This is a genomic window from Pseudoalteromonas sp. AS84, assembly GCF_038900255.1.
GTDB lineage: Bacteria > Pseudomonadota > Gammaproteobacteria > Enterobacterales > Alteromonadaceae > Pseudoalteromonas.
Genome location: NZ_JBBMQY010000019.1, coordinates 50,669 through 62,533, shown reverse-complemented (window position 1 = coordinate 62,533; position 11,865 = coordinate 50,669). Strand labels below are relative to the sequence as shown.

12 protein-coding genes are annotated in these 11,865 nt (G+C 38.7%); 3 read left to right on the top strand and 9 right to left on the bottom strand.

What is annotated here, in order from left to right; translation table 11 throughout:
* Nucleotides 1–13: 13 nt before the first annotated feature.
* From WNY79_RS16745 to WNY79_RS16735, 3 genes are all read left to right on the top strand, one after another.
* Nucleotides 14–1,339 carry a PAS domain-containing methyl-accepting chemotaxis protein gene (locus WNY79_RS16745; protein ID WP_342876434.1) on the top strand — a complete coding sequence of 442 codons (1,326 nt, stop codon included), beginning with the start codon at nucleotides 14–16 and terminating at the stop codon, nucleotides 1,337–1,339.
* 291 nt (nucleotides 1,340–1,630) lie between these two features.
* The gene (locus tag WNY79_RS16740; protein WP_342876433.1) at nucleotides 1,631–2,698 is read left to right on the top strand and encodes a hypothetical protein; all 1,068 of its coding nucleotides are present in this window, start codon (nucleotides 1,631–1,633) and stop codon (nucleotides 2,696–2,698) included.
* 54 nt (nucleotides 2,699–2,752) lie between these two features.
* Nucleotides 2,753–3,814, top strand: a complete 1,062-nt coding sequence (locus WNY79_RS16735; protein WP_342876432.1) for a hypothetical protein — start codon at nucleotides 2,753–2,755, stop codon at nucleotides 3,812–3,814.
* 85 nt (nucleotides 3,815–3,899) lie between these two features.
* Here the strand turns inward: WNY79_RS16735 and ttcA are convergent, their stop codons facing one another.
* The 9 genes from ttcA to WNY79_RS16690 form a co-directional block, all read right to left on the bottom strand.
* Nucleotides 3,900–4,814 (bottom strand): tRNA 2-thiocytidine(32) synthetase TtcA, encoded by a 915-nt coding sequence (gene ttcA / locus WNY79_RS16730; protein WP_024599147.1) that lies wholly within the window; start codon nucleotides 4,812–4,814, stop codon nucleotides 3,900–3,902.
* Between the two features lie 167 nt (nucleotides 4,815–4,981).
* Nucleotides 4,982–5,914, bottom strand: coding sequence for a universal stress protein UspE (uspE, locus tag WNY79_RS16725; protein WP_024596436.1), 933 nt, complete (start codon nucleotides 5,912–5,914; stop codon nucleotides 4,982–4,984).
* 94 nt (nucleotides 5,915–6,008) lie between these two features.
* Nucleotides 6,009–6,755: an FNR family transcription factor gene (locus WNY79_RS16720; protein WP_342876431.1), complete on the bottom strand. Its 747-nt coding sequence runs from the start codon at nucleotides 6,753–6,755 to the stop codon at nucleotides 6,009–6,011.
* A 41-nt stretch (nucleotides 6,756–6,796) separates the two neighbouring features.
* Nucleotides 6,797–7,468 carry a sulfite exporter TauE/SafE family protein gene (locus tag WNY79_RS16715; RefSeq protein WP_342876430.1) on the bottom strand — a complete coding sequence of 224 codons (672 nt, stop codon included), beginning with the start codon at nucleotides 7,466–7,468 and terminating at the stop codon, nucleotides 6,797–6,799.
* On the bottom strand, nucleotides 7,461–7,628 hold the full coding sequence (ccoS, locus tag WNY79_RS16710; protein WP_002963071.1) for a cbb3-type cytochrome oxidase assembly protein CcoS: 168 nt from the start codon (nucleotides 7,626–7,628) through the stop codon (nucleotides 7,461–7,463). The genes WNY79_RS16715 and ccoS overlap by 8 nt, the downstream gene beginning before the upstream one ends.
* Nucleotides 7,625–10,000, bottom strand: a complete 2,376-nt coding sequence (locus WNY79_RS16705) for a heavy metal translocating P-type ATPase (RefSeq protein ID WP_342876429.1) — start codon at nucleotides 9,998–10,000, stop codon at nucleotides 7,625–7,627. Before WNY79_RS16705 ends, ccoS begins: the two co-directional genes overlap by 4 nt.
* Before the next feature lie 7 nt (nucleotides 10,001–10,007).
* Nucleotides 10,008–10,499 carry a FixH family protein gene (locus WNY79_RS16700; RefSeq protein WP_076923819.1) on the bottom strand — a complete coding sequence of 164 codons (492 nt, stop codon included), beginning with the start codon at nucleotides 10,497–10,499 and terminating at the stop codon, nucleotides 10,008–10,010.
* 148 nt (nucleotides 10,500–10,647) lie between these two features.
* Nucleotides 10,648–11,682, bottom strand: a complete 1,035-nt coding sequence (ccoP, locus tag WNY79_RS16695) for a cytochrome-c oxidase, cbb3-type subunit III (RefSeq protein WP_342876428.1) — start codon at nucleotides 11,680–11,682, stop codon at nucleotides 10,648–10,650.
* Nucleotides 11,679–11,864, bottom strand: coding sequence for a CcoQ/FixQ family Cbb3-type cytochrome c oxidase assembly chaperone (locus tag WNY79_RS16690; protein WP_024597380.1), 186 nt, complete (start codon nucleotides 11,862–11,864; stop codon nucleotides 11,679–11,681). Before WNY79_RS16690 ends, ccoP begins: the two co-directional genes overlap by 4 nt.
* Between the last annotated feature and the right edge of the window lies 1 nt (nucleotide 11,865).

Genomic DNA, 11,865 nt, shown 5'->3' with positions numbered 1-11,865 from the left:
AGTAAGGATATTAATGTTTTTTTCTAAAAATAAACAAAATGAAATAGCCTCTTTAAAAGCAGAGCTCTATCCATTACAACAAGTGTGGGAAGGGCTTTACCGAGAGATGTTAGTACTGAACATTCTTTATGATGGCAGGATTTCGCACGCCAACGATAAATTTTTAGAAAACCTAGGCTATAGCGAAGATGAGCTAACTAATAACTCTTTTGATAATTTTATTACAGATTCGTCTCGACAATCTGTCGAATTTAAAAGCTTGCAACAAGCTATTAAAAAAGAAGGGCATTGGGGCGGTGCATTACAGGTTATGCGCAGCGATGGCAAAGCTGAATGGTTACGTTTAATAGTACATCCTGTAAAAGGTGAGCAAGATCAGTTGCTCTATTTTTCTATATTCGGGAGTGTACTTACAAAAACAATTACAGCTTCTCGCGAGCAAAGCGATACTATTAAAGCTATATATCGCTCTATGGCGGTAATTGAATTTGATTTAGAGGGCCATGTTTTAAAAGCAAATGAACAGTTTTTAGCTGCAATGGGTTATCAAGAAAGTGAATTAATAGGAAAACACCATCGTACATTTTGTGAGGCTTCAGAGTACAACTCCCAAGAATACCTGCAATTTTGGGATAAATTAAGAGATGGTCAATTTATTGCTGAGCGCTTTAAACGCGTAGATAAATACGGCAATATTGTTTGGCTAGAAGCGTCATATAACCCAATCTCAAATGACGCAGATGAGCTTTATAAAGTGATGAAATTTGCCACAGTTATTACTGAACAAGTAAATCAAGAAATCGCAATCTCACAAGCGGCCGAGATTGCTTATAGCACCTCAACCCAAACGGATAAAAAAGCAGAACAGGGCGCGAGCGTTATACAAGACACTGTTGCAGTAATGACTGAGCTGGCTATTAACATGGAGCAAGCTGCGAATGAGATTTCAGCGCTTGATCAGCAGTCGCAGCAAATATCAAGTATTGTACAAAGCATTAGTAGCATTGCTGAACAAACAAATTTATTAGCATTAAATGCCGCAATTGAAGCGGCTAGAGCTGGCGAGCAAGGTCGAGGCTTTGCCGTTGTTGCAGATGAAGTTAGGCTGCTTGCATCGCGTACATCAAAAGCAACAGAAGAAATTGTAGAAGTTGTGCAACGTAATCAATCACAAACACAAAATACGGTTGCTGTAATAGAAAAAGGTAAAGAAAAAGCAGAGCAAGGCTTGGCGTTATCTAAAGAATCTGGTGAAGTGATGCAAGAGATCCAACAAGGCGCGCAAGAAGTTGTAAATGCGATTGGGCAATTTACCAGTGAGCTTAAAGCCAACGGTTAGATTAGCTTTGTCCTTATTCTATAGCGGGCACTTTAATGGTGCTCGTTTTAATATTATACCTCAATATCCCCCTGAAACTCATTTAATAATTTCATATTTAACAACTATACCTTTGTTAACTCATTAATCAGTATGAAATAAATTCCCACCCTTCCTAAATGATAATAAGTTGTTGCATTTTTGTTCGTTGTTCCTAATACTAGTGAGCGCTTAGGCTGACAAGCTTACGCAGACCAACATGAATACCTTAAATGATAATAAAATATTAAGTACACAACATTAAGGAATTGTATGAACAACAAATACACACACAAATTAATTAAGCCAAGCCACCTAATCGTTGCGGGACTTGCTATGTTAATGAGCTTTTCTGCAGCGAGTAAAGACTACAAAATTATATTAATTCATGGTTTACAAACCTCGCAAATAACCAATAAATTGGGAAGTGATGTAATTAATGATGGTGAAACATATTGGCAATCGTACTGGAATAATCGTGCGGATGAGCGAATTGACTGGCCTGCTTATGAACGCGTTGAAGGTAAGATTGCTACCGATTGGGTATGGCCTAAATTAAAGCAAATTTCACGCTCTAATTTATGCAGTGATGGCTGTGTATTTGTAACACATTCAACAGGTGACTTAGTTGCACGCCATATTATTGATAATCAAGAAAACTGGTTAGAAAACGAAGGATTACAGCCGCTTAATATCGTGGCTACGTTTGATTTAGCAGGCGCGGGCGGTGGAAGTGAGCTTGCTGACGTCGCTGTTAGTGCTTTAACTGGCGCATCATGGAACTTTGCGGTCGATGCTGCACTCAAATGGTGGCTAGGAAGTGATGTAACCGAGGCCGTTGGCGTATTACACGATTTAAAAGTGAATAACGCCCGTAAAATATCACCATTTCCTGATGCACGTACACCTCGTTTACGCTTTGTGGCAGATGGTAATGCATACTTAGGATTAACAGGTGGATTTTTAAAAGGCAATGATGACTCGGTTGTTGCATCGCACTCTTCATGTGGTGCAAGTTCAGCTCGTTCATTTGGAAGTTGTAGCCAAAGTATTGATACTGATGGCCGTTTAAAATCGCAAGGTGATGCGGTAAATAGCTTTATGCCTAACCATTATCCAATGATGATGAGTGACAGTTATAGCCATAACGAAATACATAATGCCCAGCGCAAAGGTAATGTAACAATCGCCATGAATAACGTAAATGTTGAAGGTGACACGGTAGGGTTTAATACGTTTGATAAAACTACAGGTAGTTGGTTTTGGAAAAAACAATATCGTTATATTAAGGATTCAAATAATTTAAGCGCATCAGCACTTATTTATAATGTGATCCCATAACATGCAAGGCGTGTAGCTCAAAGCTATACGCCTTATAAAGGATTAAATTAACTAATGAAAAAATTTTATGTCGTTGCTTTAATTATTAGCGCTATTTTATTTTCGCTATGGTTTACAAGTAAAAATGACACTCATAAAGTTGTAGAGCCAGTGACAACGCAGGTTAAACAAGCCGCTAGCGTAGTTGATTTATCACCTGTAAAAGTGATTCCCATAGATGTACCTAAAAAAAACAAAACACAATCAAAAAAGCAAGTCGCGTTTAATGAAGACTTAACAAAAGCGGCGCAGCAAGTGGTTATGCAATACCAAAGCGCACTCAAATTTCCTCCTTATTCTCAACCATTAAGCCCACTAGATGAAGACCGATTAAAACCAAACCAGTTTTACCCTGTGTCGAGCCCTATTGACGAAAGTGGTGATGCTTTAACGTTAAGTATTAAGCAGTATCGTTTTGTATACCCAGAAGAAATAATAATAAGAGTAAGTGCTCAAGGACTTGGTAAAGTAGTCGTTGAGCTTGCAAATACAGATACAAAAGAAGTATTAAATACTCATATAGGTAATGCACGTGAAGGTGAGGCAACTATCACCTTTAAAGGAGAGGATGATTACCCTCGTAGTTTGCAAGTGTTTGTAGAGGGTGATGTTGCTGGTAAAAAAGTCCCTGTAGTTGCACAAATTCAATATATGGCGCCGAGTGCGACTTTAACAGGTTTTGAAACTGCATATGCACAAGATGAAAACATGGTCGTGCCAGCTAATTTAACAGTGATAAAAAGCGGTTTGTATCGAGTTAGGGCTAACTTATACAGTGGCGATACACCACTTGCTCATTTAGTATCTAAAGAGCGGTTAGCACAGGGAAGACAAACACTTAATTTGAAAGCTCACTGGTCGGTATTACCACAAGGTATTACAGATATGCGTTTAAGTGATTTTGTAATTGAGAAAATGTCCCCAAGCCCCGGTGAGCGTAACAGCTTTGGGAGTAGTGAAATAAGTCACTTTGATATTAACGATTTTTCGTACGATAGCTTGCAACAGTTGCCATACCAGGCTAATGCACAAGAAAAGTTAAGTTTAGAGTTTTTACAAGGTTTAGCTGAGAGTTAAAGTAAAGCTTAAGATTAAATTGGTAAATTAAAGGGTTTGTATATAAATACAAACCCTTAATTCTTTACTCTTAGCTAACTAAAAGTTAGCTAAGATTTATAGTAACTACACTTGGCACTTCTTGTTCATCAATTTCACTACTTACTGGTACTTTAGGTATGTCAGGTTTATCAAGGGCGATATCGCCACCATCAATTACTTCACCTGTTTGTAAGTTTTTAAAATCAAATAAGTCGGCATCAGCTAAATGTGAAGGCACTATGTTTTGCATTGCTGTAAAAATACTTTCAATACGGCCCGGGTGCTCCGCATCCCATTTTGCAAGCATTGCTTTTGTATGTTTACGCTGTAGGTTTTCTTGTGAGCCACAAAGATTACAAGGGATTATAGGGTAGCCTTGTGCAAATGCGTATTGGGCTATATCGGTTTCTTTGCAGTATGCAAGTGGGCGAATAACCATGTGCTCGCCATTATCACTCATTAATTTAGCCGGCATACTTTTTAGTTTACCGCCATAAAACATGTTCAAAAATAAGGTTTCAATCATGTCATCACGGTGATGCCCAAGGGCTATTTTAGTAGCGCCTATCTCATTTGCTGTGCGGTATAAAATACCACGACGTAAGCGTGAGCAAAGTGAACACGTTGTTTTACCTTCAGGGATAATATCGGTAACAATGCTGTAGGTATCTTCTTCTACAATTTTGTACTCAACATTTAGTTTATCAAGGTACTGGGGTAGTACATGTTCAGGGAAACCTGGTTGTTTTTGATCAAGATTTACAACAACTAGGTCAAACTTTATAGGTGCTACACGTTTTAAATGTTGAAGCATTTCAAGCATTGTGTAGCTATCTTTGCCGCCTGATAAACACACCATAATACGGTCGCCTTCTTCAATCATATTGAAGTCCATAACAGCTTGACCAGTTTGGCGACGTAAACGCTTTTGCAGCTTATTTAAGTTAAATTGAGCTTTAGCTTGATCTGAGTGTGACAATTACGCCCCCTAGTAAAACAATACAGCAAAGTTATTTGCTAAAAATAAAGGGGCGTATTATACCCAAACCACCTGAATATGCGAGTTTAGGATGTAATTAAAAGCAATTTAAACACGGTATTTTTAGCAAGTAGTATATGAGCTGTTACTTGCTAAAAATCTTTTGGTTAATCTAGTTTTTTTGCAAGTGGGCTCACGTAACCATCGGGTTTGAGTGCCAGTACATCACAGTCTAGGCTATCAATTACATGCTCTGCTGTATTACCTACAAGAGCAGCACTTAAGCCGGTACGCCCAACGGTACCAATAACAACTAATTCGCTATTTAACCGCTTCGCTACATCAGGGATTACATCCTCTGGCAGGCCTTCTTCAATAAAACATTGCTCTGGGTTTAAATTAAACTCTGCAGCAAGTGCATTGGTTGATTCATGATGATGTTTTTTAACTGATTCGTTATAAAGCCCCGGATTAAACTCAGGAATTTCGATTGCGATATTTATGGGCGTTGCAGGATAAGCATTAACTAAATTAAGTTTTGCGTTGGCAAGTTCACATAAAAATTGTGCGTCTTTAATAACGCGTTTATTAAGTGCTACATGCTCTTCATTTTCGCTAACTGCATTTACAGCAGCTAAAATATTACCGTTAGCAGGCCATGCCATTTCTTTTACAAATAAAACCGGAGCGGGGCATTTGCGTACTAAGTGCCAATCGGTCGGGGTAAAAATAACGGATTTAAGTGCACCATGTTGATGTGTGCCTTTAATTACTAAATCGTACTTTTCATCAATTACAGTATCGATTATGGCTTCGTAAGGGCGATTATGCCAAACCACTTGGGTTTCAATATTTATATCTTTGTAAGGAGAGACTAAATCGTTTAGCCATAGCTCACGATCTTTTAGTACAGCGTCACGCATTGCTTCGCGTTCATCACCTGATAGCATGGTTGTCATTTCGTAAGAGAAGTCGTAAACCGTCATAAAAGCGGTAATACTTGCGCCAGACTTTTTAGCTAAATCTATTGAACGTGCTAAGCCGTGTTGATCGTCTTTGGTAGGGTCAATAACCGCAATAATGCGTTTAATAGTGTTCATATGCTACTCCATTTACATAACGGGTGTACATTTAGTGTAACGTAAATATAAAACAGTTAAAGGGGTAGCATATAAATTGTTGTTCTAAATCAAACTATTTAATTTGACGAGGCTTAACAATCGCCGCTGTTTTAGCCAAGGCATCATTATCTAAAATTGTAATAAATTTACCTTCTACTTTAATTAAGCCTGCTTTTTGAAAACGACTTAATAAACGACTAATAGTTTCTACAGTTAGGCCTAGGTAGTTGCCTATTTCACCGCGAGTCATCGTAAATCTAAATTCCTTACGCGAAAAGCCACGCTCACCAAAGCGCTCAGATAAGTTATAAATAAAACTAGCTAGGCGCTCTTCTGCTGATTTTTTATTGAGTAGTAACAGCATTTCTTGGTCGTATGTAATTTCACTGCTCATTAAGCGCATTATTTGTTGGCGAAGTTTAGGTAATTTCCCTGATAGTTCGTCAAGAGTATCGAATGGGATTTCGCAAACCATTGACGTTTCAAGTGCTTGTGAAAAACTGGGATGAGTCATTTTATTTATCGCATCAAAACCAACTAGATCGCCAGCTAAATGAAAACCAGTAATTTGCTCATCACCTCGCTCTGATAATGTGTACGATTTAAATGAGCCTGAACGTACCGCATAAATAGCCTGTAAAGGTGCGCCTGATTCAAATAAGTAGTCGCCTTTATGGAGAGGTTTTTTTCGCTCAATAATTTCGTCTAGCTTGTCCATTTCTTGGCCATTAAGTGAAAATGGCAAACACAATTGACTAATACTGCAGTTATTACAGCTAATAGCACAATTACCTTTAGTACGGCTTTGAGAGAAATCCATAATTTAATCCGTTTAAATTTTTATTCACGACATTGTGTAGATTAATGTACCAACTTGTCGGTTGCAATAATCAATAAGTAGATACCATACCAAATTATAACACTGCCTAATACAATTCGGGTCCATGGATGGTTAATAATAGTATTTAGTTTTTGCGCTGCAACGCCTAACGTGATCATCGCGGGAAAAGTACCCAGAGCAAAGCAAAGCATAACTAAAGCACCATCTAAAGCACTAGGACTAGTCATCGCCCATGTAAGCGCTGAATATACTAAACCACAAGGCAGCCAGCCCCACAAAGCACCGTAACCTAAGGCTTTAAAAGGAGAGTTGATAGGCATTAAATATTTATTTAGTTTAACAATGTGTTGCCACACTAAAGTTTTGCCAATTCTTTCTAACCACTGCAAAGTAGGGCCCAAGCGCATTATATACACGCCAACGAGGAGCATAAAAATAGCAGCAATGAATGAAAGGGCTAAAGACAAGGACGTATTTTGCCTTGCAAATTGGCTACTAATTCCTGCAACAAGTGCGCCTGCTGCCATGTAGCTCAGGGCACGTCCAACATTATAGGCAAATGAATAGGTAAATGTTTTGCGTTTGTCACTAGCCAATTGTAATGAGCTTGCAATACCGCCACACATAGCAATGCAATGACCGCTACCGATTAGGCCCATTAAAAATGCGCTGGTATAAAGAGGGTCAATCATTACTTTTATTATGTTGCTCTTTGTCGTCTTCAAACAAAATACTATGACCTTGCTTGTTTAAATCCGAAAACTGCTCACTTTTTACGGCCCAAAAAAATACGCCAATAGCAATAATGACAAATAAAATGGCAATAGGGATCAAAATGTAAATTATGCTCATAACTTTAATAGCCTTAGTGAATTACTAATCACAATAATTGAGCTGGCAGACATGCCAATAACAGCCATCCATGGGGCTACTAAGCCCAGCGCTGCCAATGGTAATATGGAAGCATTATACAATAAAGACAGCGCAAGATTTTGTTTAATAATACGTCTGGTTTGTTTGGCAACATTAAGTAAATGACCAATGGAGGCTAAATCGCTATTAAGAAGCACTACATCAGCGCTATTTTTTGATATGTCAGCACCGGTTTCCATAGCAATTGATAAATGCGCGCTGGCAAATACTGGGCTGTCGTTTATGCCATCACCGACCATAGCAACCACTTCGCTTTGTGAAGACCATTGCTCAACTGCGGTTTGTTTATCCTGTGGGGAACATCCTGATTGTACGCTTTCAAGTTTAAGCTGTTTAGCTACTTTTTGCCCTGCATCTGACGCGTCACCGGTCAACATATGACACGTTAAGTTTTGCGATTGAAGAGACTCTATAAGCTTTTTCGCATCGCTTTTTACTTTATCAACAAAGTAAAAACGTGCAACAACTTGTTTATTTATATATAAGCTTGCTTGTGCATTCGATTTTTTGCTATCAAACCAGCCACTTTTACCAATTGCGTAATGATGAGTTGCATCTTGTGCGCTAATTCCTAGCCCTGGATGTACTTCAACGTTATCAAGAGTATTATGAACGGGCGTGATTTCATCAAAAGCGCTGGCAATAGGATGCTCAGAATAACGCTCTAGCATGGCTGCCATATCTAGCACTTGCGTTTTTGTATATTTTTTATCGATTATATCTACTTCATCAAGGCTAAATTTACCTTGCGTAAGTGTGCCTGTTTTATCAAATGCAAATAAAGTGATTTGTGAGAGTGTTTCGAGCACATGTGCTTGTTTTATTAATACGCCTTTTCGAGTAAGTGTTGCCACTGCACATGTAAGCGCGGTGGGTATCGCTAAACTCAGCGCACACGGGCAGGTAGCAACTAAAACCGAAATGGTGATCCAAAATGCGTGCTCAGGATCAATTTGGTACCAGCCGATCGCTGTAAGTGAAGCAAATACAAGCAAACAAGCTATGAACCACTGCGCAACTTTATCAGTAATTTCAACTAGTTTAGGGCGCTTGGTTAATGCGTTATGTTGCAGGCGTATTATTTGATTCAAAAGTGTATTTTGGCCAATTTTATTAATTTTTATTTCAATAACGCCGTCGTGGTTAACGCAACCAGCATAAACATTGTGTCCAATAAATTTAGTTACAGGTTGATGCTCCCCCGTCATCATTGACTCATCAACGGTGGTTTTACCTTTAATTAGTTCGCCATCGGCAGGAATCGTTTCACCCGCTTTAATAAGTACTACGTCATTAAGTTTTAGTTTTTTGGCTGCAATTATAAGCTCTTCGCCACTTTCGTTAATGGTGCGGGCTGTTAATGGCAATAGTTTTTGTAAGTTGGCAGTAAACTCACTCGCTTTTAAACGCGCTCTAAATTCAAGATATTTACCTAACAACAGTAAAAAGGTAAACATGCACACAGATTCAAAATACACTTCGCCGACTTGCATAAATGTGGCGTAACAACTTGCACCAAATGCGCCAAAAATGGCCAGTGATACAGGTAAATCCATATTGAGCTGTTTTGCTTTTAAGCCATTTATAGCATTGGTTAAAAAGGGCAGTGCACTATATAAAATAACTGGTGAGGCCAGTACTAAGCTGATCCATCTAAAATACTGCTCAAAATTACTGTCCATGCCTGAAAACATGCCAAAGTACATGGCAAATGCAAACATCATTACTTGCATGGTCATTAAACCGGCAACACCTAAACGGCGAATATAGGCTTTTGCTGTTTGTTGCTTTTGTTGGGATTCAGTATCGGCTTGAAACGGGTAGGCTTTATAACCAATCTTAGCAAGCGCAGTAATTATTTCGCTTAATGGGGTGCTGGTTTTATCCCATTGGATCATAGCGCGGTTAGTGGATGTGTTTACATCAACACGTTTTACTGAGGTTAAATTTAATAGTTGTTTTTCGATAAGCCACGCACAAGCGGCGCAGGTTATACCTTCGACACTCAGTAATACTTCTGAGATATTATCGTTAGTGGCTATAAATTCGTCTTGAATGTCTTCGTTGTCATAACTTTTTATAAATGCGAGTTGCTCGGGTACCAATTGTTCAACTTTACCTGCACGTACGGTCCGATATTTGTAGTAATCGGTCATACCTTGGTCAACGATGTTTTGTGCAACAGCTTGGCAGCCAATGCAACACATTGGCTGGGCTTTATCGTCAATTATAACGCTTGCACTAAATCCGTTTGGCACATTTTCAAGGCAATGAAAACAAGAGTTAGACATAGTTATACTACTTATAATTAGGAGTAACTAAAACAGTTTGTACAGTTGGTAACGTTATATTTTCTTTCATTTTCCAACTGCCATCTATAGGCTCAATAAATACTGAGTAGGCACCTGGTGTGTACATATCAAGTAGTGCTGTAAACTCTTGATTGGCATTAGGGGTTAGAGTAGCGGTAAAGTCATGTGCTTTAATTGTGCGGTGGTAAAAAGAGAGTTTTAATACATGCACATTGCTGCTGTCGCCTTTTGTAAATTTAAAGCTTACGCGCTCATTGGTTACATTTAATCCGCCATGCAGATAAAGCGCTTTTGCTTTTTCAAACTTAGTAAGTTCTAAGTTGATTGCTTTACCTTTTTTGTAGTAGTCGTCAACAACCATATCTGGACCGTTACCTATTGCCGTAATAAATAGGCTAATACAGCCAATAATGGCCACTAACGGAAAAAAGATTAAAAACCAAGGCCAAAAATTCTTATACCACGGAGTAGGTTGCATAGTTGCTCTAAATTAGTTTAGGGAGGTTTATTTTATAGGATTTATACGTAAAAGACTAAAAAAAAGCCTCACAGTGGAGGCTTTTTTGATCTGGATTAATCTATTGAATTAAATAAATTAATTTATAAACATTTTATTAACCGCATGCTTATTTATCTTGCGATAAACTGTAAACATAGGCTGTTAATAAGTGAATTTTTTCTTCACCTAAAATGTCTTTCCATGCAGGCATTACACCAGCACGACCATGGTTAAGTGTTTCTTCAACTGCACGTTGAGAACCACCATATAACCAAATGTTATCTGTCAGGTTAGGCGCGCCAAATGGTAGGTTATGTGCAACCGACCCTTTACCGTCAGCACCGTGACATGCGGCACACATTGCAAACTTAGCTGAACCTGCTGCTGCATCTTTTTGGTTAACAGTACGGCCAGAAAGGCTTAGCACATGTGCTGTCATTTCTTTAACGCCTTGCTCACCAAGAGCATCGCCCCAAGCTGGCATTGCAGCTATACGACCATTAAGGAGTGTTTCTCTAATTTTGTCTGGTGTTCCGCCATATAACCAATCTTTATCAGTTAGGTTAGGAAAGCCGGTACCACCACGCGCATCAGAGCCATGACATTGCGCACAGTTTTGTGAGAACAAACGCTGACCAATTTCGATGGCTAATTGACCATCTGTTTGCTCGTGTTTGTCGCCATTTTCTAGAGCAACTTGCTGCGCTGCATCACCTTCAAACTTAGAATTAACTAAATCTAAAACCGGTACCTGTGCCAACTTATTAAAAATAGGACCGAAGCGTTCTTCTGCAGCTTCATACTCTTTATCAAGTTTAACAAAGCGACCTTCTGCTTTGGCCTCTGCAACTGCTTTTTTAGATTCAGCTAAAGACGTAATACCTTGGTTAGAACTAGTCCATTTACCAAAACCTTCCCAGTTACCTAAACCTGGGAAAGCTGCAAGGTAATATACTGACCAAATAAAAGTTGCGAAAAACATGTAAGTCCACCATTTTGGTAGTGGATTATTTAGCTCTTCAATGCCGTCAAATTCATGTCCACAGCTTTCACCTTCTTTTACGCCAGCATAGTTTTTTAAGTTCCAAACTAATAGGCCAAAGATGATGCATAAGCATGCAAGGGTTAATACAATAACCCAAATACTCCAAAAGCTAGTCATTTTTCAGACTCCTTTTCCTCGTTAGAGAGTGTGTTGTTATGTTTTTTTTCATCTTCAAAAATGGCATTAGCAGCGCTATCAAAACGATTTTTGCTACGCTTGCTGTATGCCCATACAACAATCACAATAAACAATACTAAAATTACCAGAGTCAAAATGCCTCTGTATGTTCCGTAATCCATA

Excerpts from the sequence above, each read along its gene's own strand:
- WNY79_RS16715 (WP_342876430.1), bottom strand. The coding sequence starts at position 7,468 with ATGATTGACCCTCTTTATACCAGCGCATTTTTAATGGGCCTAATCGGT.
- ccoP (WP_342876428.1), bottom strand. The coding sequence starts at position 11,682 with ATGACTAGCTTTTGGAGTATTTGGGTTATTGTATTAACCCTTGCATGC.
- WNY79_RS16720 (WP_342876431.1), bottom strand. The coding sequence starts at position 6,755 with ATGGATTTCTCTCAAAGCCGTACTAAAGGTAATTGTGCTATTAGCTGT.
- WNY79_RS16745 (WP_342876434.1), top strand. The coding sequence starts at position 14 with ATGTTTTTTTCTAAAAATAAACAAAATGAAATAGCCTCTTTAAAAGCA.
- WNY79_RS16740 (WP_342876433.1), top strand. The coding sequence starts at position 1,631 with ATGAACAACAAATACACACACAAATTAATTAAGCCAAGCCACCTAATC.
- WNY79_RS16690 (WP_024597380.1), bottom strand. The coding sequence starts at position 11,864 with ATGGATTACGGAACATACAGAGGCATTTTGACTCTGGTAATTTTAGTA.
- WNY79_RS16705 (WP_342876429.1), bottom strand. The coding sequence starts at position 10,000 with ATGTCTAACTCTTGTTTTCATTGCCTTGAAAATGTGCCAAACGGATTT.
- WNY79_RS16735 (WP_342876432.1), top strand. The coding sequence starts at position 2,753 with ATGAAAAAATTTTATGTCGTTGCTTTAATTATTAGCGCTATTTTATTT.
- WNY79_RS16700 (WP_076923819.1), bottom strand. The coding sequence starts at position 10,499 with ATGCAACCTACTCCGTGGTATAAGAATTTTTGGCCTTGGTTTTTAATC.
- ccoS (WP_002963071.1), bottom strand. The coding sequence starts at position 7,628 with ATGAGCATAATTTACATTTTGATCCCTATTGCCATTTTATTTGTCATT.
- uspE (WP_024596436.1), bottom strand. The coding sequence starts at position 5,914 with ATGAACACTATTAAACGCATTATTGCGGTTATTGACCCTACCAAAGAC.